Consider the following 23,443-nt stretch of genomic DNA (forward strand, 5'->3'; position numbering starts at 1 on the left):
ACCGCCACACCATGTCCGTCACCACCGTCGACGCCACGTCCTCGCACATCCTGGACAACCCCGCCTGGGCAGCCCTCACCGGACCCCACGCCCACTTCGCCGAACGCATCGGCCGCGCCGCCCGCTACCCCCAGGACGTGGCCCCCTTCCACGCCGTCTCCGACGAGGACGACCCGCGCGCCTGGGCCGACCTGGCCAGACTCGTCGGCCCCGGCGGCACCGCCGCGGTGCGCGGGGTCACCGAGGCGCCGTACGGCTGGGAGGTCGTCAGTCTCGGACACGGCGTCCAGCTCGTGGACACCTCCCTGCGCGCCGAGCCCGACCCCGAGGCCGTACGCCTCGGTCCCGAAGACGTGCCCCAGATCCTCGACCTGATCGCCCGCACCGAGCCGGGCCCCTACCGGCGCCGCACCGTCGAAATGGGCACCTACCTCGGCATCCGCCACCGCGGCCGGCTGATCGCCCTGGCCGGTGAGCGGCTGCGCCCGCCCGGCTGGACGGAGATCAGCGCCGTGTGCACCGATCCCGACCACCGAGGCCGGGGGCTGGCCACCCGTCTGGTCCGTGCGGTGGCCGCCGGCATCAAGGAGCGCGGCGAACGCCCCTTCCTGCACGCCGCGGCCGCCAACACCGACGCGATCCGGCTGTACGAGTCCATCGGCTTCACCCTGCGCTGCCGCACGGTCTTCTCGCTCGTCCGGCACACCGGCGCCGCGGCCCTGGAAAGAACGGCATAGCCATGCCGCAGTCCCTCTCACCCGACCTCCAGGAAGGCACCCCCGTGTCCGCAACTCCTGCCACTTCTCTGCATCTGGCCGTCGCCCTCGACGGAACCGGTTGGCACCCCGCCTCCTGGCGCGAGCAAGTCGCCCGCCCCCGCGACCTGTTCACCGCCCGATACTGGGCGGACCTCGTCATCGAGGCCGAGCGCGGACTGCTCGACTTCGTCACCTTCGAGGACGGCCTCGGCCTGCAGTCCTCCCGCCCCCGGTCTCGACCTCGCTCGACCGGGGGGACCCCCGTCGGCGAGCTCGACGGCCGCACCGACCAGGTCCGCGGCCGACTGGACGCCGTACTGACCGCCGCCCGGATCGCACCCCTGACCCGGCACATCGGCCTGGTGCCGACCGTGATCGCCACCCACACCGAGCCGTTCCACATCTCCAAGGCGATCGCCACCCTCGACTACGTCAGCACCGGCCGCGCGGGCCTGCGGGTGCAGATCTCCGCCCGGCCGCACGAGGCCGATCACTTCGGCCGCCGCACCCTCCCGCCGCTGAGCCTGCGGGAACTGCAGACGCCGGCCGGACAGGAGCAGGTGACCGACCTGTTCGACGAGGCCGCCGACTACGTCGAGGTGGTGCGCCGGCTCTGGGACAGCTGGGAGGACGACGCGGAGATCCGGGACGCCGCCACCGGACGCTTCATCGACCGCGACAAACTGCACTACATCGACTTCCAGGGCAAGCACTTCAGCGTCAAGGGGCCCTCCATCACCCCGCGTCCGCCCCAGGGCCAGCCCCCGGTCACCGCACTCGCCCACCAGACCGTTCCGTACCGGCTGGTGGCCCGCCAGGCCGACATCGGCTACGTCACTCCGCGGGACGCCGAGCACGCCCGGGCGATCGTCGCCGAGATCCGAGCCGAGCAGGAGACGGCCGGTCGGGCCGGTGAACCCCTGCACGTCTTCGGTGACCTCGTGGTCTTCCTGGACGACGAGCAGGCCGCCGCGGAGGACCGGCGCGCACGGCTCGACGCCCTCGCCGAGGAGCCGTACACCGGCGACGCCCGGATCTTCGCCGGTACCCCAGCACAACTCGCCGATCTGCTACAGGAGTTGGCGGCGGAAGGGCTCAGCGGCTTCCGGCTGCGGCCCGCCGTCGCCGGACACGACCTGCCGGCCATCACCCGCGGCCTGGTCCCCGAACTCCAGCGCCGGGGGGTCTTCCGCACCGCCTACGAAGCCGACACCCTGCGCGGCCTGCTGGGCCTGTCCCGCCCCGCCAACCGCTATGCCGCCGCCTGAGCCGGAAGGACCCGCACCGACATGACCAGCAAGCCGCTGAAGCAGATCCACCTGGCAGCCCATTTCCCCGGCGTCAACAACACCACGGTGTGGAGCGACCCGAAGGCCGGCAGCCACATCGAGTTCAGCTCCTTCGCCCACTTCGCACGGACCGCCGAACGCGCCAGGTTCGACTTCCTCTTCCTCGCCGAGGGACTGCGACTGCGCGAACAGGGCGGAAAGATCTACGACCTGGACGTCGTCGGCCGTCCCGACACCTTCACCGTCCTCGCCGCGCTCGCCGCCGTCACCGAGCACCTCGGCCTGACCGGCACCATCAACTCCACCTTCAACGAGCCCTACGAGGTGGCCCGCCAGTTCGCCAGCCTCGACCACCTCTCCGGCGGCCGTGCCGCCTGGAACGTCGTCACCTCCTGGGACGCCTTCACCGGCGAGAACTTCCGCCGCGCCGGCTTCCTGCCGCAGGAGGAGCGCTACTCCCGCGCCAAGGAGTTCCTGGCCACCGCCAACGAGCTCTTCGACTCCTGGCACGGCGACGAGATCGCCGCCGACCAGGCGACCGGTGTCTTCCTGCGCGACGCGAAGGCCGGCTCCTTCGTCCACACGGGACAACACTTCGACATCCACGGCCAGTTCAACGTCCCGCGTTCCCCGCAGGGCCGCCCGGTCATCTTCCAGGCCGGCGACTCCGAGGAGGGGCGCGAGTTCGCCGCCTCCAGCGCCGACGCCATCTTCAGCCGGCACGCCACCCTGGAGGCCGGTCGGGCCTTCTACACGGACGTCAAGAACCGCCTCGCCAAGTACGGCCGCCACCCTGACCAGTTGCTGATCCTGCCCGCCGCCTCCTTCGCGCTCGCCGACACCGACGCCGAGGCCGAGGAACTCGCCAGGGAGGTGCGCCGCCAGCAGGTCAGCGGCGCCACCGCGATCAAGCACCTGGAGTTCGTCTGGAACCGGGACCTGTCCTCCTACGACCCGGAAGGCCCGCTGCCCGACATCGACCCGGACGTCGGCGACAACCACATCTCCAAGGGCCGTGCCCAGGTGCGCATGTACCGCGACCCGCTGGCCACCGCCCGCGAGTGGCGCGAGCTGGCCGCCGCCAACAACTGGTCCATCCGCGACCTGGTCATCAACACCGGCAACCGGCAGACCTTCGTCGGCTCCCCGACGACCGTCGCCAGGACCATCAACGACCACGTCCAGGCCGACGCAAGCGACGGCTTCATCCTCGTGCCGCACATCACCCCCACCGGCCTCGACGACTTCGCCGACAAGGTCGTCCCGCTCCTGCAGGAACAGGGCGTCTTCCGCACCGAATACGAGGGCCCCACCCTCCGTCACCACCTGGGGCTCACGCACCCCGACGCGGTCGACGACCGGGCCGCGTCGTGAAGTTCCTCGCCGTCACCCTCATCGCGCACCACCCGGATCCCGTCACCGGCGTGCGGAAGCCGACCCACGACCGCTTCCGCGAGGTGCTCGACAACGCAGTCCTGGCCGAGGAGCTGGGCTTCGACGGCTTCGGCGTGGGGGAGCGGCACGAGCGGCCCTTCATCTCCTCGTCCCCGACCGTCGTACTCAGCCATGTGGCCGCCCTGACCAAGCGCATCCGCCTGTTCACGGCCGTCACGACGCTCAGCCTGCTCGACCCGGTCCGGGCGTACGAGGACTACGCCACCCTCGACCACCTCTCCGACGGACGTCTCGACCTGATCATCGGCAAGGGCAACGGCGCCGCGCAGCGCGAGCTGTTCCAGGTCACGCCCGAGGACCAGTGGGACCGCAACGCCGAGAGCTACGAGGTGTTCCGGCAGATCTGGCGGCAGGACAAGGTCACCGCCGCCACCCGCTTCCGCCCCGCACTGACCGACGCGGAGGTGTGGCCGCGGCCGTACCAGCGGCCGATCCGGGTCTGGCACGGCAGCGCCACCAGCAAGGAGTCGGCCGACCTGGCCGCCCGCCACGGCGACCCGCTGTTCTCGGCGAACGTCACCAACCCCATGGAGCCGTACGCGAAGTTGATCCGCCACTACCGGGAGCGCTGGGAGCACTACGGCCACGATCCGGCGCGGATCGCGGTCGGCGCCGGCACGGCCGGCGTCCACGTGGCCCCGACCTCCCAGCAGGCCCTCGCCGCCTACCGGCCGATCTTCGAGGCCAACCTGGCGCACTTCAGGCAGGCGGGCCTCCCGGTGGTCTTCGAGACCCTGGAGGACTTCGTCGCACGCAGCTCCGCCCTGATCGGCAGCCCGCAGCAGGTCATCGAGAAAGTGCGGCGCTACCACGAGGAGTTCGGGCACACGGTGCTCCATCTCCACGCCGACGCCGGGGGACAGCCCGACGCCGCGCACCGCGCCTCCCTCGAGCTGTTCCAGTCCCACGTCGCCCCCGTGCTGCGCCGCGAGATCCCCGACCCACCGTTCGCGTGGGGCCCCGTGCTGCCGACGCAACCACTCACCCAGGAGTCCGTCCATGTCTGACATCGCCCTCGGCGTCCTCGATCTGGTCCCCATCCCGTCCGGCTCGACGGCGGCCGATGCCCTGCGCAACTCGATCGACCTCGCGCAGCAGGCCGAGCGCCTGGGATACGCCCGCCACTGGTTCGCCGAGCACCACCTCAACCCGGGCGTGGCCGGCACCTCACCCGCCGTCGTCCTGGCCCTCACCGCTTCCGCCACCTCCACCATCCGGCTCGGCTCCGGGGCCGTGCAGCTCGGTCACCGCACCGCGCTGTCCACCGTGGAGGAGTTCGGCCTGCTCGACGCGCTGCACCCGGGCCGCTTCGATCTGGGCCTGGGCCGCTCCGGGGGCCGCCCGCCGGGACAGTCGGACGCACCGCCGCCCACGACGACCCCCGTCGTCGACGGCCGCGCCCCGAACGGCCTGCTGGTCCCTCCCCCCTTCTCCTTCGCGCAGTTGCTCGGCTCCCCCCGGATCGCCCTGCAGCGCAGGCTGCTCCTCCTGCCGGGCGCCGAATCGCAGGACTACACCGAGCAGATCGACGACATCCTCGCCCTGCTCGCCGGCACCTACCGCTCCCCGGAGGGCGTCGAAGCGCACGTCGTGCCCGGAGAGGGCGCCGACGTCGAGGTGTGGATCCTGGGCAGCAGCGGCGGCCAGAGCGCATCCGTCGCGGGCCGCAACGGCCTGCGGTTCGCGGCGAACTACCACGTCAGCCCCGCCACGGTCCTGGAGGCGGTGGAGGGCTACCGGGCCTGCTTCCAGCCCTCCGAGGTCCTCGACAAGCCCTACGTCAGCGTCTCGGCCGACGTCGTCGTGGCCGACGACGACGCCACCGCCCGCGAACTGGCCACCGGCTACGGCCCGTGGGTGCGCAGCATCCGTACCGCCGAGGGCGCCATCGAGTTCCCCACGCCGCAGGAAGCGCGCGCCCGCACCTGGACCGACGAGGACCAGGCCCTCGTCCAGGACCGCCTCGACACCCAGTTCGTCGGCTCGCCGGGCCGGGTTGCCGACCAGCTGGAACAGCTTCAGGAAGCCACGGGCGCGGACGAGTTGCTCATCACGACGATCACCCACGACCACAAGGACCGGGTCCGCTCGTACGAACTGCTCGCGGAGGAATGGCGCCGAAGGGGCCACTCGTCCCAGCCGCCGAGCTGACGCTCACGCGTGTCCCCGAGGAAGTTCACCCCGACCAACCGAAAGGTCCTGTCATGGCCACCATCCTGTCCGTCTCCGGAAGCCCCTCCGCCACCTCCCGCACCGGACGGCTGCTCCGCCACCTCGACCAGCGGCTCACCGCCCAAGGGCACGAGGTGATTCCGCTGGACGTGCGCACGCTCCCGCCGCAGGCCCTGCTGCACGCCGATCTCGGCCATCCCGCGATAGCCCGGGCCGCGGCCCTGTTCGAGCAGGCGGAGGGCGTCGTGATCGGCACCCCCGTCTACAAGGCCGCCTACTCCGGGTTGCTGAAGGCGCTGCTGGACCTGCTGCCGCAGTACGCGCTGGTGGGCAAGACCGTCCTGCCGCTGGCCACCGGCGGCAGCACCGCCCACGTCCTGGCCATCGACTACGCCCTGCGCCCGGTCCTCGCCTCCATGGGCCCCGCCCACATCACCCCCGGCTGGTTCACCCTCGACAAGGACATCACCGTGGGCGACGACGGCACGCTGACCGTCGCGCCGGGCTCGGCCGAGGCGCTGCTCCAGGTCACCGACCAGTTCTCGGCCGCGCTGGGCGGTCGTACGACGCTGCTGGCGGCCACCGGATGACCGGCGCGACGGTCATGGGGGGCGGTGCCGTCGGGCCGCCCCACCACCACCTCCTGTGACGCACACCGACAACCGGCCGATCGGAGTCCCCGCGTGACCCTCACCTTTCACTGGTTCCTGCCCACCGACGGCGACAGCCGCCATGTCGTCGGCGGCGGTCACGGCACCCCCGCCACCGCCTCCGGACAGGACCGGCCGCCGACGGTCGCCCATCTCAGCCGGATCGCCGGCGCCGCCGAGGACCTGGGCTTCGTCGGCGTGCTCACCCCGACCGGCGCCTGATGCGAGGACGCGTGGCCGACCACCGCGATGGTCAGCCGGCACACCGAACGGCTGAAGTTCCTGGTCGCCTTCCGCCCCGGCTTCGTCTCGCCCACGCTGGCCGCCCAGATGGCCTCCACCTTTCAGCGGCAGAGCGGCGGACGGCTGCTGCTGAACGTCGTCACCGGCGGCGAGAGCCACGAGCAGCGGGCCTACGGCGACTTCCTCGACAAGGACGCCCGGTACCGCCGTACCGGCGAATTCCTGCAGATCGTAAGGGAGTTGTGGGAGGGCAAGACCGTCGACCTGCACGGTGAGCATCTCCGGGTCGAGGACGCCAGGCTGGCGCGGGTGCCCGATCCGGTCCCGGAGGTGTACTTCGGCGGGTCCTCGCCCGTTGCCGGGGAGGTCGCCGCGCGGCACGCCGACGTCCACCTCACCTGGGGCGAGCCGCCCGCCCAGGTCGCCGAGAAGATCGCGTGGGTGAGGGGCCTGGCCGACCTCGGCTTCGTCGGCCTGGACGACCAGCCCGACGACGACCCGGTGATCATCACCGGCCGCAAGGCCACCCGGAACCACCGACCCACCGATGCCGAGAAGGAAGCGAACCGGCTGATCAGCCGCGAACGCGCCGCCGTCGAGCACGGGTTCGCCCACCTCAAGTCCTGGCGCATCCCGACCAAGGTCCGCATGAACGCCCGCCACGCGACCACCCTCCTGCGGGCCCTTCTCGTCCTCGCGAACACCGGGTCCAGAGGTGACCGACGATCACCCCCGCAGCGATCACGATGCTGACCGGCAGGAGTCCGTCACTCCCGGACCACACCAACCCCACCCCCGGCCCCGCGAGCTGCGGATCAGGACGAAATGATCCCACTGGTCGTTCGCGGTGTTCGCCGTACCTATCCAGTACCTGAGCGGCGAGCGTCCTCCAGGACGTCACGCAGTGCCCAGTAGGCGGGTTTCACCTCGTACGTCGCGTCCCAGGGAAGAGCGTTTCCCGGACTCGGGGGATAGTGCCGCAGGTCAGCCGTGGAGCCGTACTTGTCGGTGAAACCCCAGGTCGAGAATGAGGTGCAGTTGGGTTCTTCGCCGCAGACTGCGAGTTTCCCCGCCAACTGGCGGGCCTGGATGTCCTCTTCGCCCTCGTCGACGAGGACGTCCGCCTCCGAGACCCGGGCTTTCAGGCCGAGCCCGGCCAAAGCCCGGACCTTGCGTCGGAAGACCTCGGGGTCGGTACGGTCGCCGACGGCGTATTCGTGGTCCTGGAAACCGACGCCATCGATCGGAACGCCCCGCTCCTTCAACCGGATCAGCAGCGCGTAGAGGGCGTCCCAGCGTGGACCGTCCTCCTCCACCCCGTACTCGTTGAGGTACAGCACCGCGTGCGGGTCGGCCTCGCGGGCAGCATGGAAGGCGATGTCGATGTACTGCTCACCCATCGCTTCGAACCACAACTGTGGCCGCACGCCCCGGTTGCCGTTGGAGTAGTCCTCATCCTCGTCGGACATGGGCTCGTTCACCACGTCCCATTCCGCCACCTTCCCCCGGAAGTGGCCCGCTACCGCGCGTATGTGCTCCACCATGACGCGCCTGCGTTGCTCGTGCGTCATCTCGGCACGCATCCATGCGGGCAGGGCTTCGAACCAGACGAGGGTGTGGGCGTGCACCTTCATCCTGTTGGCCTCGGCGAAGTCCACCAAGGTATCGCCCTCCGCGAACGCGAACACGCCGCGTCGAGGCTGGACGAACTGCGGCTTGAAGTCGTTCTCCGGCGTAAGCATGGAGAACTCCTCACCCGCCGTCCGGCGGTAGGCGCTGTCAGTCAGCAAGGGGCCCGCGGCCAGGGCGGTTCCCATACGGATCGGGCGTGGGAGAACCGCCGCCAGATCACGCATCGCATCGCTGGACCGGGGCACTCGCAGGCCAGGCGCGTCCACGACGGACATCCGGCCCCGTCCCAGTGACCGCGCGTGGAGATCGCTGAGGGTCCAGCCCTTCCCGCGGGCTCCCGCATCCGCGCCGAACCAGATGCGGCCACTGCCGAAGACGTCCCGCGCGGGAACGGTTCCCACGACCCTGCCGTCGGCCTCCAGCACAAGCCTGTTTGCGCGGACTTCGACGGCGAGGCGGACTTCGAGCCCCAGGCCGCTCCCGAAGGTCCGGGTCATCGCAGGTCTGTCGGAGTCTCCGTCCCAGCGGTCGATCCGGAGCCTCCCGCCGACCACGCCGATGCGCACGCCGCGCCGTTCGTAGCGCCATTCGTCGTAGATGACCGGCGTCTCACCGTACAGATGCAGGTAGGCATCCGTGTCATCCGTGCGCCGCAGGCCGGCTTCGATCCGGACATCCCCTCGGAACACCATGTGGGGGCCGCGCAGGTTCACCGGTGGGTTCGGCTGTCCGCCGGTACCGTCCTGGCGTGTGATGCGCCGGTCGAGGGGGGTGACCCGTACTCCTGTGTGCGTGGGCTTCCCGCCGGCGAAGTGAGCCCAGTCCCTGCCGTTCAGGAGGTCCTCCACAGGTCCCCCCGCGGGCGCGGAGGTGCCGGCACGGTCCCCCGAGACACCAGCGACCAAGGCACACACCACCGCGATGACAGCGCTCTTTCGAAACCGCATGAACAGCAGCACTCCGTATCCTCAGCCCGTCTTCCGACGGCATCACCGCCCTCAGCCACACCGTCGCCGAGCACCGTCCTCCCCAGCCGCGGCAAGAACGGTGCGCAACCGATCGCGCCGCCCCGCTGTGACTGATCGCCATTGTTTCAGGTGCGAGTGAGGGACCGTCGGCCGAGGACCGTTCGGGCAGGCGCACGGCCTGGTCGAACGCTTCAGCCGTGACCTCGACGTCGCCACCGAGAACCCCGCTCCGATGCAGGAGATCGTCGCCTCACTCACAGCAGGGCTCAGCGCGCGCGGATGGCGGACCACGCACGTCCGGACCGATCCGCTCAGCGGCCGGTTCCTCGTCACCGATCCGGACACCGGCGAGGAGTGCGAGGTCGACGTCCTCGAGGAGGCGTTCTGGGCTCCGCCCGCCCAGACCCCCCAACGGCCCCGTTCTTTCCCTCGACGACGTGATCGGCACCAAGGTCCGTGCCCTCGCCACCCGCGGCACCGTCCGCGACCTCATCGACGTCCAGGCCGCCTCCCGCCTCCCGCCACCGCTCCACCGCCGACCTCGAATCCCTGGGCCGCCGTCGCGCCCACGACGAGTTCAGCCTCGAAGACCTCCGGGGCCGGCTCGTCGGCGCGGAGTGGTACGGGGAGGACTACACCGCGTACGGGACCGCATACAGGCTCACCTCCCGGCAGATCGAAGAACTCAAGGTGTGGGCGCTGGAGTGGGCGGAGGATCCGGGTGCGCGGATCCATGACGAGAACGCCTGGGGCGAGGGCGCGGAAACAGGAGAACGATCTGGGTCAGCGGGCGTTGCTCCAGCCGCCTGTGCCGGCGGAGTACGAGTCGAGCAGGTCCACCACGAAGACCAGGGTCGAGCCCGCCGGGATCAACGGCGAGGGCGACTGGTTGCCGTAGCCGAGACGCGGGGGAACGACGATCTCACGCCGACCGCCGACCTTCATCCCCCTCAACCCCCGGTCCCAGCCCTTGATGACCCTGCCGCTGCCCAGGGCGAACTTGAACGGCTGGTCACGGTCCCAGGAGGAGTCGAACTCTTTCCCGGTCTCGAAGGTCACCCCGACGTAGTGGACCCTGACCACCGTGCCCGGCTTCACCTCGGCCCCGTCCCCGACGACCAGGTCCCGGACGGTCAGTTCGGCAGGCGCAGCACCCTGCGGGACGTCGACCTCGGGCTTCGTCAGTTCACTCATCGCCGTTCCGTCACTCTCCGTCGCAGACCCTCGTGCGGGCCGACCCGGCCCATGGACACTCCATGCGGCAGAGGATCACGCTAACGCGCATGCCGGTTTCCGGAGCGCACCGGATCAGTGGCCGCGCACGGCGGTCCGCCGCACGGCCGGCGCACGAGCCCTCGCACACTCGGGCGGGACGCGGTGGCTCGGGTTGCACGGCAGCCGCCCGGGCGGGAAGCAGCGCAGAGGGTCAGGGCCGACGCGCGCCGTTCAGTCGACTGCGTCGAGCCGCGCTGCCCGCAGGTCCCTGAACGACGAGATGACCTCGGCCAGGCCGTGCCGCAGGGGCATCTCCGGCTGCGGGCCGAGCACCCGGCGGGCGAGGGCGATCTCCGGCCGACGCAGCTGCGGGTCGTCCTCCAGGCCGGGCAGGAAGGTGATCTCGGACGCGGACCCGGTGAGGTCGCGTATCAGTGATGCCTACGTGGGGCAGGGAAGAGGGCAGCGATGAGTGACTTGTGCCATGAGGCCGGCGCTGACGGCCGCGAGCGTGCTGCGCAAGTACGTGGCGGAAGTGGACGATCAGGCGAGGTTCCCGGTGGAGAGCCCCGCTGCGCTCCGCGCGGCGGGGCTGCTGGGGCTCGGGTGCCGACCGGGTACGGAAGGCGCAGGCGCCGGTCTGGAGGTCTACGCCGACGTGGCCCAGGGTAGACGCCGGCCGTGACGCCGACGTGGGCGTGGCCGAGTCACTCGTTCTGCACCTCTCGTATTCCTGATGTTCCGTCAGGTGAGTCGGCATCTGATCGGCATCAGTCCCCGAACAGTCCGGGACTGCTACCCGGACAAGCGCCTGGTCTGCGGCGTCACCACAGTCTGCCTCGCGCGAAAGCCCAGGCGGGAAGCCTGCTCGGTACGGTGCACGATGTTCTGCAAGGTCTTCGATCGGAAGGCGCACCGGTGTACGGTGAAGGCCGCCCTTGACCTGCACAAAGCAGGCAGGGAGCCGTCTTCCAGGAGTGGAAAATGCTGCGCACCATGTTCAATTCCAAGATCTAGCATCTGGGCATTTGTGCAGGTCAGAGGCATGATCAGGCCGCTCAGGTCAGCAAACGGTCAGCATGGGGCGCGGAGGCGCCCTGGCTTGCTGACCTGGTGACCGCCGCGGTGGGGCCTGGGCGCAGGTGCCTGGCTCCCGCCTGGAAGGTGCGTCACGTGGCTCGTCGTGGGGTCGCAAGCACGACTACATCAAGGCCGCTGCGGTGATCACTGGCCCAGCACGTCACCGCCGCCCACCCAGGACGCGCCAGCGCCGAGCCGGTCGCTCGCACTCGGCGGCGCCTCCTCGGTGACCTGCTTCTTGCACGGTCTCGGCGAGCTGGTCCATGGGGGAGCCCGCCCGCTCTTCCCGGAACTGCACGCCGAGTGAATCAATATCTGTTCCCGAGGGATCAGATATTAGGGGGCCGTGCGGCGGGAGTTTTTGCCGCGAAGAGCAGAGCGGAATTATCCAACGCACACGGGCCGCTCCGGCGTGCTACTGTCTATCTCAGTTGCAGTTGTGGTTCCCGAAACTTCAAGTGCCTTCGCCAGGCTTGTGCCGGGCGGGAGCACTTTTGTATTTCCGGTCGTTTTCCGGGCGGGGTGATCATCGCGGCGACACGGCGTCCGCGCAGTGCGGACGCCGATGCACTGCCCCAAAGGAGATATGACATGGCTGCTGGCACCGTGAAGTGGTTCAACGCGGAAAAGGGCTTCGGCTTCATCGAGCAGGACGGTGGCGGCCCCGACGTGTTCGCCCACTACTCGAACATCGCCGCGCAGGGCTTCCGTGAGCTCCTCGAGGGCCAGAAGGTGAACTTCGACATCGCGCAGGGCCAGAAGGGCCCGACGGCCGAGAACATCGTTCCGGCCTGACGCTCACGCGCAATCCGTAGCTGGGGCCCGCATCCCTCGGGGTGCGGGCCCCAGCTGCACGCGTATCCCGCAGGGGCTTTCACCCGCGGGACGCCCCGGAGGAATCCCCAGTACCACCACAAGCGGTTCCTTCCTCAGGACGCAGACGCATCCTGAAGCGCTGCACCGCAGTCGGCGCCCGGATCGCAAGGTCCCCATCGCGTCACCCATTTCAGCACCTGCGCCCCCGGATGTTTCCGCCGGCCAGATCTGCTTTCTTTTGCCACCGGTCCATACTGGTAATTCTCCGTGCCGTTCATCGCAGCGGGAATTCCTTGATATGTGCCACATCGAGGAAGGTTCCGCATGAACCGCACGTACACGAACGACCGCCCCGCCCGCTCCCGTGACGGCCGTGCCGACGCCGGAAGGGGCGGCAGCGGCTACGGCTCGCAGGCACCGCGTCGTACCGGCGCCCCCGTCCGCTCCGGCGGTTACGGCCGTCGGCCCGCCGCCGTGCGGGGTGAGTTCGCGCTGCCCAGGACGATCACCCCCGCACTGCCGGCCGTCGAGGACTTCGCCGATCTCGACATGCCCGAGCAGCTGCTGGCCGAACTCGGCAGGCAGGGTGTGACCGTACCGTTCCCGATCCAGGGGGCGACGCTGCCGAACTCGCTGGCGGGCCGTGACGTGCTGGGCCGCGGCCGCACCGGGTCCGGCAAGACCCTGGCCTTCGGCCTCGCCCTGCTCGCCCGCACCGCCGGACAGCGTGCCGAGCCCCGCCGGCCGCTGGGGCTGATCCTCGTCCCCACGCGTGAGCTGGCCCAGCAGGTGACCGACGCGCTGACTCCGTACGCCCGCTCCGTGCGGCTGCGGCTGGCCACGGTGGTGGGCGGGATGTCGATCGGCAGGCAGGCCGGCGCGCTGCGCGGCGGAGCCGAGGTCGTCGTCGCGACGCCGGGCCGGCTCAAGGACCTCATCGACCGCGGCGACTGCCGGCTGGACCAGGTGGGCATCACCGTGCTGGACGAGGCCGACCAGATGGCCGACATGGGGTTCATGCCGCAGGTCACCGCGCTGCTCGACCAGGTGCGTCCCGACGGGCAGCGGATGCTGTTCTCCGCCACCTTGGACCGTAACGTCGACCTGCTGGTGCGCCGCTACCTGACCGACCCCGTCGTGCATTCCGTCGACCCTTCGGCCGGTGCGGTCACGACGATGGAGCACCACGTCCTGCACGTCCACGGCGCCGACAAGCACGCCGCCACGACCGAGATCGCCGCCCGCGACGGCCGCGTGATCATGTTCCTGGACACCAAGCACGCCGTCGACCGGCTGACCCAGGACCTGCTCGACAGCGGGGTGCGCGCCGCCGCGCTGCACGGCGGCAAGTCGCAGCCGCAACGGACCCGCACGCTGGCGCAGTTCAAGACGGGGCACGTCACCGTGCTGGTGGCGACCAACGTCGCGGCGCGCGGCATCCACGTCGACAACCTCGACCTGGTCGTCAACGTCGATCCGCCGACCGACCACAAGGACTACCTCCACCGCGGCGGCCGTACCGCCCGCGCCGGCGAGTCCGGCAGCGTCGTCACCCTGGTCACACCGAACCAGCGCCGCGGCATGGTCCGCCTCATGGCGGACGCCGGCATCCAGCCGCAGACCACCCAGGTCCGCTCGGGCGACGAGGCCCTGAACCGGATCACCGGCGCCCAGGCCCCGTCCGGCATCCCGGTCGTCATCACCGCACCGGTGACCGACCGCCCCAAGCGCAGCGCCACCTCCCGGGGCCGACGCCGCCCCGCCTCGGCGACCAGGCGCACCCCCGTACGCCAGACCGGCGTCGGCGCGGTGGCCTAGAACTTTCGTGATCAGGAAGCCGGCCCATCTCTGCAGGAGGCACCTTTTGACGCTGGTTCACACGCAGCCCCGCCCGGCGGACGCCGACCCCGCGCACAGGACGGCGGTGGAGGCCATGGACGCGGCCGGACCGCAGGTCTGTGACGACATGAGCGTCGAGGTGGCGCTGGCCGTCATGGCCGCCGCCCGCACAAGCCGGCTGGTCGTCTGCGACCAGGACGGCCAGTGCACCGGCCTGGTCACCCAGACCGAACTCGCCGCCGTCCGTGACAGTTCCGACTACACGGACCGTGTCCGCCTGCGCGACATCCTCGGCGACCACGGTTCGTTCGCCTCACCCGTGACCACGATGGCCGAAGCCGAGCACGCGATGCGCACCCGTCGGCTCGGTGTCCTGCCGGTGGTCGACGAGCAGGGCAGCGCCCTGGGCATCCTCGCCCTCTCCCGCTGAAACACCTCGCCCCCGGTCGGACCGTTCTTTCCTTCTCTCTGTGAGGCCACATGCGCTGCGTCATCGCCCGCTTCCCCTTCGAACTCACCAAGGGCGGTGTGCTGGAATCGATGAAGGGAATCAAGCCCGAACCGGTCACCGGCGAATCGGTGATCATCGGCCGCCGCCACTACCCTCTCAAGCAGGTCGGCCAGGTCATCACGCGCCAGGACCGCCGTGACTTCAGCGCCACCGAAGTCCTGCGGGCCATGGCTCAGCTCGGCTTCACCTGCCGCGCCGTTCCCAAGACAGCGCCCCTGGGCATTCTCAGCCCGATGCAGCACGCCTCCGCGATGCTCGGCACCCCCGTCACGGCCTGACCGGGTAAACAGACACGAGCCGTCGCCTGACCAGCAGTGTGGGCCCGACCGGTACGCCGGTCGGGCCCACACCGCGTGCAGCGGGTTCCCGTCGCCGTCGCTCAGTGGCCGGAACAGCTGAAGTCGGCCACGGTCCAGGCGCTGACGTCCTCGATCGCAGCCCGATACATCCCGCCCGTCTCCGGACCTCCGGGGTGTCCTGCAGAATCCGGGCGACATGGAAGTGCAGACGCGTGGGCGGCCCGTCCTTCTTCGCGGGGGAGTCGAAGACGGCGGCGAACTCGTCCAAGCGGGCGGAATCCGTCAGCACATCCGACACCCTCTGCCTGCACGTGGCTGCGAGAGCCGATCGACCGGTGGTGACAGCGCCACCGGTGACCACGGTCAGGGACTCTGACTGCTCTGGCCGGACTCCACCGGGGCGCCCCCGTCAGCGGGCAACTCGTCAGGCTGCGACATGAGGCGGACCGTATTCGCCGGCCATCCGGCTGCCTGAACGGTGACGTTGCCGGGCAAGGAAGGTGCTCATTCCGGGATCGTCGAGGGCGGCGCAGGGCCTCCTGCCACGCTCGTCAACGGCCGACCCAGGGGCGTCACGGCTGGAAACGTCCGCCCCGGCCGGTCGAGTTCTCCACGAGACGCAGTGTTGGCCGGTGCCCGCCGACGGTGGGCGCGGCGCAGTCGGCGACGCCACGCTCAGCCCGACATGCTGCGCGGCGGGGGATCCCTGCGCTCCGGGCTGAGCCCGAAGCTGCTTGAACCATCCATGGACCGGTCGAGGCAGACTGGCCGAGACGGACTACCTCATCTTCGAGCGCACGGAAATCTATGCCAGCTGAAGTAGACATTCGTCGGTGGTCTGGTTATGGTTTCTCTCGTAGCCGAGATCGAGCAAGGCCCGGCAGAGATGAACTGCCGGGCAGAAGTGCGCAGTTCGCAGGACGGTGCGGTGGTGGAGTTCCGAAGCCAGAGCGGTCGTAGGACGGCGACGGACTGACGACCGGACCGGGTGGCCCGCAGTGATCAGGGGCCGCCATGAGCAGTGCCGCAGTGGCAGTACCAGTAGGTGAAGGTTCGCAGTATCCAGCAGTGAAGTCAGTGAGCAGTACCTCGGTGAAGGCGTCGGCTGCGGGCGCGCGCACCGGGAGGTTCGGCAGTGGGGTTCCAAGCCAGAGCAGACGCAGGACGGGCGACGGGGCTGGCTGCCGAAGAGTGGCGCTGTTCGAGGCCACCAGCATTTCGCAGTTTCCGTTGGTGAGCAGTTGATCAAAAGGGAGGAACGGAGGAGCCGAGCGCCATCAGGATCGCCCGGGCGGAAGTCTTGGCCCCGGGTACCGCAGGACATCGATAGTGAGGTGGTCTCCGGTCAAGCAACCGCGATCCCCGCGTCCCCGACAGCGTCTCGTTCGGGTCTGCGGAAACAGAGGGCCGGTTCGGTTTCAGGGCCGGCAGATGGTGTAGCAGTTCCTCCTGGGCCCTGGCGCCAGTACGGCGCCAGGGCCCCTCCACGCGTTCCGCAGAGAGGTGCGATGACAGCAGACGACACGTTCGGCCGTCTCGATGACGACGACTACCCCGCCTACACCATGGGCCGGGCCGCCGAGATGCTCGGCACCACACAAGGCTTCCTCCGGGCCATCGGCGATGCCCGCCTCATCACCCCGCTGCGATCCGCGGGCGGCCACCGCCGCTACTCCCGCTACCAGCTGCGCATCGCCGCCCGCGCCCGCGAACTCGTCGACCACGGGACCCCCATCGAGGCCGCCTGCCGGATCGTCATCCTCGAAGACCAGCTCGAGGAAGCCCGGCGCCTCAACGCCGAATACCGCCGTGCCGCCGCATCGGCGAACCCAACGGCAGCAGCATGAGATGAGCGTGCCGGCCGGCGTCGACGGGCGCCGCACGCACGACCGGTGTGCGGTGTGGTCATTTCCTGTGGTGACGCGATGTGTGGGCGTGTAGCGTCTGCGTCAGCTGTCGTGGTTCGGAATTCCCTCTTGCCCCGCGCCTTCGGTGTGGGCGTTTTGCTGTGCTGTGCCGCAGGGACCAGGGCGATCACCTCCGTCTGCCACATGGAGTGGGAGGCGTTCATCGACTGGAAGGCATGAGACATGGCAACGGGAACTGTGAAGTGGTTCAACGCGGAGAAGGGCTTCGGCTTCATCGCCCAGGACGGCGGCGGCCCGGACGTCTTCGCGCACTACTCCGCGATCAATTCCACCGGCTTCCGTGAGCTCCAGGAGGGCCAGGCCGTGACGTTCGACGTCACCCAGGGCCAGAAGGGTCCGCAGGCCGAGAACATCAACCTGGCCTGACCTCGCAGACCGGCCCGAGAGATCGGGCACGCCGCGTCCGGGTGGCCGCCGCCTCTGCGTGCCCTGCCGCCCACCCGGACGAAGGCGCCTGCTTCTCGTATTGGGCCGGCAGGATCAGGGGCCGCGCAGCCATGGCTGCGCGGCCCCTGATCTGTAGAGGCCGAGGGCCGGTGTGGCTTCGGCCCGGGACTTCCTGACCTCGGTCACTGCAAGCGTCGTCGGGCACGGGAGCCGCATGTCCTGCGTGGCTGCCGTGCAGCTCCAAGGAACCGACGCTCCGACGCTCGTCCAGGCGTCGAGGACGGCTTCCCGTCCCGCCGGGCCGTCCGATCTGCGGTCTGCGTGTGCAGGACGCGCCAGGCGGTGAGCTCGAGATCTCGGGGCTACGGTCCGCCGTGGGCCTGTGACTTGAGATCGGGTAGTTGGCCGGACTCGACGAGGGCCTGACCGATCACCTTCCCGGCCGCGACGCGCTGGAGTGGGGTCGTCTCATCGACGGCCGAGAGGACCTGCCGGGCCAGGGCAGTTGCCTCTCCTGCCGGTGAACGCAGTACCAGAGCCTCGATGTTGCCGGGCAGCAGGTACGCGGGACCCGACGACCTCCACAGGTCCGACCGGAAGCGTTCCCTTGCCCTGGTGGGGGCAGGCAGCGCGGCCGGCAGCCCCAGGAGATGGCCGGTGGCCGCATAGCCGTCGCAGTGGTCAGCTGCGACCACCGCGATTCCGGCGACACGCTCGACATCGAGCTGGCCGGCCTCAAGATGCCGAGTCAGGCCCAACTGGTGATCCAACTGGTCTATGAGGGCGGTGGATACGCGGGGGCGGACCTCAAGAAGCATCGGCGGCCCCGGCGCCGATGAGCCTCGCATCCGGTGCCGGTTCGGTCGGTACGAAGGGCAGGTCACGCACAAAGTTGAGAACCATGGAGCCTGCCGTCCCTCAACACTTGGGCTCAACCGCTGCTACTCGCACGGGGGCGTCACCGTCGCCCTGCGCGGCAACCGGTCCGGCACGGAGGAGATCACCCACCTCACCGGTGACCAGCACCACACCAACACGGTGGCGATCGAGTCCGACACCCAGACGCTGACGAAGCGGTACCTGACCCCCTTCGGCTCCGAACGGGGCAGCGGCGCCGCCAACTGGCCCGACGACAAGGGATTCCTGGGCAAACCCACCGACAGCGACACCGGCCTCACCCATGTCGGCGCACGTGAATACGATCCCGCCCTCGGCCAGTTCATCAGCGTCGACCCGCTCCTGCAGACCGACCTCCCCCAGACCCTCAACGGCTACAGCTACGCCGCGCGGAACCCCGTCACCCAGGCGGACCCGAGCGGCATGGGTCTCGCCTGCGGCGGCCACGGCGACGACGTCGCCTGCCCGACCCGCCCTGACGGAAGACCGGGGAACGGCCGGCCGGGCGAAGCAGTCAAGCCCGTGTACGCGTGTCCGAGCCTGATCAAGCCGCAGTGCCCGGAGTACACGGGAGGAACCGCGGGTGGCGGTGGTGGCCACAGCGGCGGCGGGACGGCCGGTTCCTCCGGCGGCGGTGGCGGTGACTCCTCGCAGCAGAAGGCCGTCCACGTCGACGACGGCTGCAAGGACTGGGGGTTCCTGTCCAGCGTCTGCCGCGGTGTAGGGGAGGTCTTCTACGGCGCCATCAGCAACGTCCCGCACGCCGTCGAATACGCCGGTTGGATCTGGGACGACGACTGCTGGAACGGCGGCCCCGGAACCGCGGGTTGCGACTACGGAACCCAGTTCGACATCTGGGTGGCCAAGCACGGATACGATGTTTACAGTGACGAATACCAGGTGCCGTCGGCGCTGGCTGCCATATTCGGGCACAACGAACTGCGTAAGGGTATGGGTTCTCCGGCCCGTCGGGCGGATTTCAACTCTGTCCAGTCGGCAAACCGGCACTACTCCAAGCATGTCCTGGGCGTGCAGGCCGGGAACAAAGGGAAACTGAAGGCCGTCCAAGGGGGAGGAAACATGCCAGAGTTCAAGGGCCCCAATGGCCGGACGCGCTACCGTGAAGCTGCTCAGCAGTTCATGTCTGGTGTCGGGCCGGAGGGATCCATCTCCCTGCCGAGTTCAGGCGGCGGAATGTTCCGGGTCGACCCGAAGACCGGGTACTTCGGCTACATGAACTCCTCGGGGACCATCTCCACCTTTTTCAGGCCCAAGGGCGATCCGGTCGAGTACTTCTGGAGTCAGTTCGAATGATGTCCAACGGTCATGACTTCACGGAGCGGTTCGAGCAGATCGCCCGCGCCTCGGGCTGGTCGTCCCCGCCTCGCCCCGCGCAGGCACTTGGAATGTGGGAGGAGTTCGTCGAACAGTGCGAGCACGGCTACGAACTCGACCTCTCCGAGTACTTGAACGATCTCTCCGTCCGGAACCTGCTGCAGAAGGTCCTCGACGACGTCGAGGCGCAACGCGTTGCGGCGTACGGACCTTTCGCCCAGCGGATCCGTCTCATCGACGATCGGTTCCGTGACGTGGTGAGTCAGGGTCCGTTGGTCCGGCAGGGAAGCCGCCACTGGTGGGAGCGGACAATCCCTGCTGATGGGGCCCCGGAATTCGTGGAAGACGTACGCGAACGGTACTCCGTGGAACTGCGGACCGTGGAGAACTGACCGAAGGCCCCGGCGACCTGGCGCCGACGCACGACTTCGGGTGGAAGGGCCGGGCCGGGCGCGTTTCCGCTGAGGCTCACGGCACGAGGGGAGGGGTGACCCCTCGCTCCTCCCCTCGCGCGGGTGCCACGGTTCGTCCAGTCAGGTCCGGGCTGCGGGGACCGGCACCCCCGACAGCGCGCGGTCCTGCGCGGCCGGTGTCTCCGGTTCGATACGCACCCGGTAGTAAGCAGCAAGGTCGAGGTCGACATCTGGTGGGGTGGTTATGCCCACCGGGAGCCTGCGTACCGGGCTCCGCCTCACGAGAACCGGAATGACGTGTCTCATGCCTGAGGGCAGGCGGTGCGAGCCCAGTCGCGCATCGGCCGTTGCCGCGGGGCTGCTGACCCCGGGTCTCGGTCTCGGCGCCTGCTCGCCGGCACCCGAGTCGATCGTCGCGGTCGAGGCAGCCGTGGAAGGAGGGGTACACATACTGACCATGATGTGCGCGGAGTTCTCACCGGACGACTTCGGTTCTATCGAAAGTGCAGCCCCGACGAGTTGCAGACGTGGGCCATCGCCCCACGGAACTGGAACGGCCCTGCTCCGAGCGCAGTGGAGGTGTTGCGGGTGCCGGAGGGATGGAAGACCTACGGCTCGAATATCCGGAGTCTCCTGCCGGACGCGACCTAGGCGGCCCACGTCCACGGTGACGTCTGCCGGCGGGGTATCCCGAGCGAGGTCCGATTCGACCTGAAGTGACTGGCGAAGCCGGGCAAGGGCGAAGTGCTGACGTGGAACGAGGACCACGAAACGGTCACTGCTGCCACCTGCGCCAAAGTCCAGAAATGCCCGGCCGAAGTTCACATCCCATTGAGCGAGTGGCAGAAGTGGAGGGGCTGAAATGGCACCTGATAATACGGAACTGCAAACACCCTGGTTGCGCGACCAATTAATCGAATGGCTCCTGAAGCTAGGAGACAGAAGCTGGTTGCAGGAGAACTGGGCTTCGCCGGGGAGTGTGGATTTGGATCGCATGCTGGACTTCTTTGACGACACCGGAGTGCTGGACGACCCTGTCGGCAGAATTGGGTTCATTCTCCGTGACGAAAGAGAGGCAGAAATCGTGCGAAAAATCGACTCCATCATCGAACAAGCAATCCGAGGCGACTCTGGTGGTGACGTCGAAATGATCTGCTCGAGGCCGTGGGGATCGGTGATGGCTATTGCTCGGGAAGCCCTGAAATTGATGGCGGTGGGCAGTTCGTGCAACGACTCAATGCGGTTCGGCGGCATCTGACGAGTATTCTCGCAAGCTCGGGTTGGACAGCTATTGCGGGCGGAGCAAGGCGAGGGGTGCCCTAAGGGTGACTTGAGCAGGTCTTCCTTGCCGTGCGCGGGATAAGCTTCCGGTTCAGCTCCGAAGCTGTTGCAGAACCTGAACCCTCGACCTCGTCCGTCGAGTTGTGGATCACACCTGAGGTGGGCTTGAAACGGCTTCGGAGCGACTGCTTCGTGTTCTGGCCTATGGGGATCTTGTAAAAATTCCGGGAATCTTGTGGATCTGGGTCTGAACGACGGCTGCCGGTGGCCTGGAATCCTCTCCGGGGCGCCGGTTGTTTGCTCCAACAGATGAGAACGCAGGCTATCGAACTTGAATGATGCCGGACTGGCGAGGTCTGCTGCTGATCCGTCAAGCGAGCAGGGTGCAGTGCGGTGGCAGCGGGTCGGGGACAGTGGAGAGCACAGCCGCCCCCGGAGCAGCCAGCTGTTTGCGCAACGCGGGCACGTCTCAGGTGCTCCCGGGAGACGAGTCGTCCTGCGCCTCTCATTTACTTGACGCATCGTCAGATAAGTCAGCGGCTGGTCAGCATCAGCCCCGCCCATTCCGGCACGGCTGTCCGAACAGACGCCTGGTCCGTGGCGTCATGACGGCCTCGCTCGCGCGGAAGCGCAGACAGGCAACCCTCTCCTCGGAGTGAACCGATGTTCCTCGGAATCTTCGAGTCCGACGAGTGCCGGTGTACAGTGAAGACCGCCCTTGACCTGCACAAAGCAGGCAGGGAGCCGTCCTCCAGGAGTCCAAAGTGCTGCGTACTCTGTTCAAGTCCAAGATCCACCGTGCCACCGTCACCCAGGCCGACCTGCACTACGTGGGATCGGTGACCATCGACGCGGAGCTGCTGGACGCCGCCGATCTGCTGCCGGGTGAGCTGGTGCACATCGTCGACATCACCAACGGCGCGCGGCTGGAGACGTACGTCATCGAGGGGGAGCGCGGCTCGGGGGTCGTCGGGATCAACGGGGCCGCCGCCCATCTCGTGCACCCCGGAGACCTGGTGATCATCATCAGTTACGCTCAGGTCACCGACGCCGAGGCGCGAGACCTGAAGCCCCGCGTCGTGCATGTGGACCGCGACAACCGGATCGTGGCCCTGGGCGCCGACCCGGCGGAACCGGTGCCGGGGTCGGACCAGGAGCGCAGCCCGCAGGCCGTGTCCGCCTGACCATCGCACCCGTAGTCCCCAGGAGCGTCCATGAGTGACATCCGCATCCGCGACGACCGGCCGGCCGGCCGCCTCGAGGCCCTCGGCGAGGGCGGCGAAGTCGTCGGCCGCATCGAGTACTTCGTGCTGGAGTCGCCCGCGCCCGCCCTGGTGCCGGTGCACACGATCGTCGAGCCGGCCCACGAGGGCAAGGGCATCGCCGGCTCCCTGGCCCGCGAGCTGTACGCCGTCTCCGGGCGCGAGGGCGTCCCCGTGGCCCCGCTCTGCCCGTACGTCGTGAAGTGGGCCGCGCGTCACCCCGAGGAGGCCCCGGCGGCCGACCCCGCGCTGCTGAGGGCCGCCAAGGAGTGGCTGCGCGCCCACCCCGGCCGGTTCTGAGCGGCCTGGATGCTCGCCCTCCTGCACACCTCGCCCGTCCACGTGCCCGTGTTCGACGCCCTGCGTGACCGGGCCCACCCCGGCCTGGAACTGCGGCACTTCGTCGACGAGGACCTGCTGGTCCGGGCGCGGGAGCGGGGACCCGACGCGGTCGCCGCCGACGTACGGGCCGTGCTCGCGCGTGCCGTCGCCGACGGGGCGCGGGCGGTGCTGTGCACCTGCTCCACCCTCGGCGCGGTCGCGGAGTCGGCCGCGCCGGGCGTCCCCGTGCTGCGCGTCGACCGGCCGATGGCCGCCGCCGCGGTCGCCGCGGGCCCGCGGGTCGTCGTCCTGGCGGCCCTGGAGAGCACCCTCGGCCCCACCGCGGAGCTCGTGACGGAGGAGGCGGCCCGCGCGGGCCGCCCCGTCGCCGTGCGCACCCTGCTCGTCGACGGCGCCTGGCAGCGCTTCGAGGCCGGCGACACCGAGGGGTACGTCCGCCTCGTCGCCGCCACCGCCGACGCGGTCACCGGCGCCGACGCCGACGCGGTCGTGCTGGCCCAGGCCTCCATGGCCCCCGCCCAGCACCTCACCACCACCCCGGTACCGGTGTTCAGCAGCCCCGGGCCGGGCCTGGCCGCGGGCGCGGAGGCGGCGCGCCGTCGCTGACTCCGCGCGGCGGGGGACCCGGCCGGGCGCACCGCGTGCCACCACCGGGTGACTGCGTGCGCCGC

Annotated in this window: 21 protein-coding genes and 3 pseudogenes; 20 read left to right on the top strand and 4 right to left on the bottom strand. The window is 69.5% G+C overall.

Annotation, left to right across the window (positions count from 1 at the left end; translation table 11 throughout):
* Positions 1-11 precede the first annotated feature (11 nt).
* The 7 genes and pseudogenes from ACH4N1_RS18975 to ACH4N1_RS19005 all read left to right on the top strand — a co-directional run bounded on the left by ACH4N1_RS18975 (position 12) and on the right by ACH4N1_RS19005 (position 7,320).
* The gene (locus ACH4N1_RS18975) at positions 12-737 is read left to right on the top strand and encodes a GNAT family N-acetyltransferase (RefSeq protein ID WP_398098444.1); all 726 of its coding nucleotides are present in this window, start codon (positions 12-14) and stop codon (positions 735-737) included.
* Positions 738-781: 44 nt separating this feature from the next.
* Positions 782-2,026, top strand: coding sequence for an LLM class flavin-dependent oxidoreductase (locus ACH4N1_RS18980; RefSeq protein WP_398098446.1), 1,245 nt, complete (start codon positions 782-784; stop codon positions 2,024-2,026).
* A 21-nt stretch (positions 2,027-2,047) separates the two neighbouring features.
* A complete protein-coding gene (locus ACH4N1_RS18985; RefSeq protein WP_398098448.1) occupies positions 2,048-3,421 on the top strand; it encodes an NtaA/DmoA family FMN-dependent monooxygenase in 1,374 nt (457 codons plus the stop codon).
* Positions 3,418-4,509 carry an LLM class flavin-dependent oxidoreductase gene (locus tag ACH4N1_RS18990; protein ID WP_398098449.1) on the top strand — a complete coding sequence of 364 codons (1,092 nt, stop codon included), beginning with the start codon at positions 3,418-3,420 and terminating at the stop codon, positions 4,507-4,509. The genes ACH4N1_RS18985 and ACH4N1_RS18990 overlap by 4 nt, the downstream gene beginning before the upstream one ends.
* The gene (locus ACH4N1_RS18995; RefSeq protein ID WP_398098451.1) at positions 4,502-5,653 is read left to right on the top strand and encodes an LLM class flavin-dependent oxidoreductase; all 1,152 of its coding nucleotides are present in this window, start codon (positions 4,502-4,504) and stop codon (positions 5,651-5,653) included. The genes ACH4N1_RS18990 and ACH4N1_RS18995 overlap by 8 nt, the downstream gene beginning before the upstream one ends.
* 53 nt (positions 5,654-5,706) lie before the next feature.
* Complete coding sequence (gene ssuE, locus ACH4N1_RS19000; protein WP_398098453.1) at positions 5,707-6,264, top strand: NADPH-dependent FMN reductase; 558 nt, start codon at positions 5,707-5,709, stop codon at positions 6,262-6,264.
* A gap of 93 nt (positions 6,265-6,357) precedes the next feature.
* Positions 6,358-7,320, top strand: a pseudogene (locus ACH4N1_RS19005) (LLM class flavin-dependent oxidoreductase).
* A gap of 107 nt (positions 7,321-7,427) precedes the next feature.
* On the opposite strand, the gene ACH4N1_RS19010 reads toward ACH4N1_RS19005, so the two are convergent.
* A complete protein-coding gene (locus ACH4N1_RS19010; RefSeq protein ID WP_398098455.1) occupies positions 7,428-9,158 on the bottom strand; it encodes an endo-1,4-beta-xylanase in 1,731 nt (576 codons plus the stop codon).
* 175 nt (positions 9,159-9,333) lie between these two features.
* On the opposite strand from ACH4N1_RS19010, the pseudogene ACH4N1_RS19015 reads away from it, so the two are divergent.
* A pseudogene (locus tag ACH4N1_RS19015) lies at positions 9,334-9,911 on the top strand (nucleotidyl transferase AbiEii/AbiGii toxin family protein); the annotation flags it as partial.
* Positions 9,912-9,950: 39 nt separating this feature from the next.
* On the opposite strand, the gene ACH4N1_RS19020 reads toward ACH4N1_RS19015, so the two are convergent.
* Positions 9,951-10,361 carry an FKBP-type peptidyl-prolyl cis-trans isomerase gene (locus ACH4N1_RS19020; RefSeq protein WP_398098457.1) on the bottom strand — a complete coding sequence of 137 codons (411 nt, stop codon included), beginning with the start codon at positions 10,359-10,361 and terminating at the stop codon, positions 9,951-9,953.
* A gap of 1,692 nt (positions 10,362-12,053) precedes the next feature.
* Here ACH4N1_RS19020 and ACH4N1_RS19025 point away from each other — a divergent pair.
* From ACH4N1_RS19025 to ACH4N1_RS19040, 4 genes are all read left to right on the top strand, one after another.
* Positions 12,054-12,257 carry a cold-shock protein gene (locus ACH4N1_RS19025; protein ID WP_030664939.1) on the top strand — a complete coding sequence of 68 codons (204 nt, stop codon included), beginning with the start codon at positions 12,054-12,056 and terminating at the stop codon, positions 12,255-12,257.
* 345 nt (positions 12,258-12,602) lie between these two features.
* Positions 12,603-14,096 (top strand): DEAD/DEAH box helicase, encoded by a 1,494-nt coding sequence (locus ACH4N1_RS19030; protein ID WP_398098459.1) that lies wholly within the window; start codon positions 12,603-12,605, stop codon positions 14,094-14,096.
* 46 nt (positions 14,097-14,142) lie between these two features.
* Complete coding sequence (locus ACH4N1_RS19035) at positions 14,143-14,547, top strand: CBS domain-containing protein (protein ID WP_398098461.1); 405 nt, start codon at positions 14,143-14,145, stop codon at positions 14,545-14,547.
* A 50-nt stretch (positions 14,548-14,597) separates the two neighbouring features.
* Positions 14,598-14,906 carry an SCO5918 family protein gene (locus tag ACH4N1_RS19040; RefSeq protein ID WP_398098463.1) on the top strand — a complete coding sequence of 103 codons (309 nt, stop codon included), beginning with the start codon at positions 14,598-14,600 and terminating at the stop codon, positions 14,904-14,906.
* Between the two features lie 101 nt (positions 14,907-15,007).
* Here ACH4N1_RS19040 and ACH4N1_RS19045 read toward each other — a convergent pair.
* Positions 15,008-15,365 (bottom strand): annotated as a pseudogene (locus tag ACH4N1_RS19045) (hypothetical protein).
* Positions 15,366-16,435: 1,070 nt separating this feature from the next.
* On the opposite strand from ACH4N1_RS19045, the gene ACH4N1_RS19050 reads away from it, so the two are divergent.
* Both ACH4N1_RS19050 and ACH4N1_RS19055 read left to right on the top strand, forming a co-directional pair.
* Complete coding sequence (locus tag ACH4N1_RS19050; protein ID WP_398098464.1) at positions 16,436-16,774, top strand: MerR family transcriptional regulator; 339 nt, start codon at positions 16,436-16,438, stop codon at positions 16,772-16,774.
* Positions 16,775-17,017: 243 nt separating this feature from the next.
* Entirely contained in the window at positions 17,018-17,221 is a 204-nt protein-coding gene (locus ACH4N1_RS19055) for a cold-shock protein (protein WP_030052720.1), read from the top strand.
* 383 nt (positions 17,222-17,604) lie between these two features.
* Here the strand turns inward: ACH4N1_RS19055 and ACH4N1_RS19060 are convergent, their stop codons facing one another.
* A complete protein-coding gene (locus ACH4N1_RS19060) occupies positions 17,605-17,937 on the bottom strand; it encodes a hypothetical protein (RefSeq protein ID WP_398098465.1) in 333 nt (110 codons plus the stop codon).
* Between the two features lie 343 nt (positions 17,938-18,280).
* Between ACH4N1_RS19060 and ACH4N1_RS19065 the strand changes: the two genes are divergently transcribed.
* The 6 genes from ACH4N1_RS19065 to ACH4N1_RS19090 all read left to right on the top strand — a co-directional run bounded on the left by ACH4N1_RS19065 (position 18,281) and on the right by ACH4N1_RS19090 (position 23,378).
* Positions 18,281-19,453, top strand: coding sequence for an RHS repeat-associated core domain-containing protein (locus ACH4N1_RS19065; RefSeq protein ID WP_398098466.1), 1,173 nt, complete (start codon positions 18,281-18,283; stop codon positions 19,451-19,453).
* A complete protein-coding gene (locus ACH4N1_RS19070; RefSeq protein WP_398098467.1) occupies positions 19,450-19,866 on the top strand; it encodes a hypothetical protein in 417 nt (138 codons plus the stop codon). The genes ACH4N1_RS19065 and ACH4N1_RS19070 overlap by 4 nt, the downstream gene beginning before the upstream one ends.
* Positions 19,867-20,749: 883 nt before the next feature.
* Complete coding sequence (locus ACH4N1_RS19075; RefSeq protein ID WP_398098469.1) at positions 20,750-21,145, top strand: hypothetical protein; 396 nt, start codon at positions 20,750-20,752, stop codon at positions 21,143-21,145.
* 787 nt (positions 21,146-21,932) lie between these two features.
* Positions 21,933-22,352 carry an aspartate 1-decarboxylase gene (gene panD / locus ACH4N1_RS19080; RefSeq protein WP_398098470.1) on the top strand — a complete coding sequence of 140 codons (420 nt, stop codon included), beginning with the start codon at positions 21,933-21,935 and terminating at the stop codon, positions 22,350-22,352.
* A 30-nt stretch (positions 22,353-22,382) separates the two neighbouring features.
* Positions 22,383-22,730: a GNAT family N-acetyltransferase gene (locus ACH4N1_RS19085; protein ID WP_398098471.1), complete on the top strand. Its 348-nt coding sequence runs from the start codon at positions 22,383-22,385 to the stop codon at positions 22,728-22,730.
* A 9-nt stretch (positions 22,731-22,739) separates the two neighbouring features.
* A complete protein-coding gene (locus ACH4N1_RS19090; RefSeq protein ID WP_398098472.1) occupies positions 22,740-23,378 on the top strand; it encodes an aspartate/glutamate racemase family protein in 639 nt (212 codons plus the stop codon).
* Positions 23,379-23,443 lie beyond the last annotated feature (65 nt).

Origin of the sequence: Streptomyces sp. NPDC017202, assembly GCF_044331705.1 — a bacterium.
Taxonomy (GTDB): Bacteria; Actinomycetota; Actinomycetes; order Streptomycetales; family Streptomycetaceae; genus Streptomyces.